Origin of the sequence: Campylobacter sp. TTU-622 (assembly GCF_016598965.1) — a bacterium.
GTDB lineage: Bacteria > Campylobacterota > Campylobacteria > Campylobacterales > Campylobacteraceae > Campylobacter_D.
The window spans coordinates 1-820 of record NZ_JAENKR010000187.1; the positions used below are offsets into that span (position 1 = coordinate 1).

Here is an 820-nt window from a genome sequence, read left to right on the forward strand (position 1 = left end):
GTATTGATGATAATATCTTAGAATTAAGTTTAGATAGACAAAAATTTATTATAGACTTAAATAGATCTTTAAGTGCTATTTATCAAGCTAAAATTACCATTAAAAATTATAACGCTCCTTTTGATTTTATGCTTAAAAAGTACTTTAATAATGCTTATATTAAAAATATAGAAGTTTTAAATAATAATCGTGTTTTATGTTTTTATACTGAAAATCAAAAAGCTTATAAAAATTACAAAAATAAAATTTATTTTGAATTTACAGGTAGAAATACTAATGCTATTATTACAGATTATGATAATGTAATTATAGAAGCTTTAAGACATATTGATAAAAGTTTTCGTCCTATAAAACCTAGTTTAAAATTAGAAATTTTAAAACCTTATGAAATTAAAGAAGAATATAAAGAAATCAAAGATTTTCAAAAATATTTTCAAGAACAATTTCAAAATTTATATCAAAAAAGGCTAGAAGAAAACAAAAATATCAAACTTAATACCCTTGATAAAAAAATTCAAAAAATAAAAGAATATATATGTTCTTTAGAAAAAGAAGATGATTTATTAAAAGAAGCTAAGAATCTTAGTTTTAAAGCCGATGTTTTATTTGCAAATTTAAATAACTTAAAAGAATATGAAAGGAAATTTGAGCTTAAAGATTTTTATGGACAAACTATACTTTTTAACTTAGAATATAATCCAAAACAAAGTGCAAATATTTTTTATAAAAAATCAAAAAAACTTAAACAAAGAGCTAAAAATATAAGTATTGAAAGAAATAATCTTTTAGAAAAAATGGATTTTTACGAAAAGCTTTATAG

General features: G+C 19.4%; 1 protein-coding gene. It reads left to right on the plus strand.

Features of this window, described 5'->3' with window-relative positions:
• Positions 1-820: NFACT family protein (locus tag JG677_RS08370; RefSeq protein ID WP_200286182.1), on the plus strand; the 820-nt coding region annotated here is incomplete at both ends.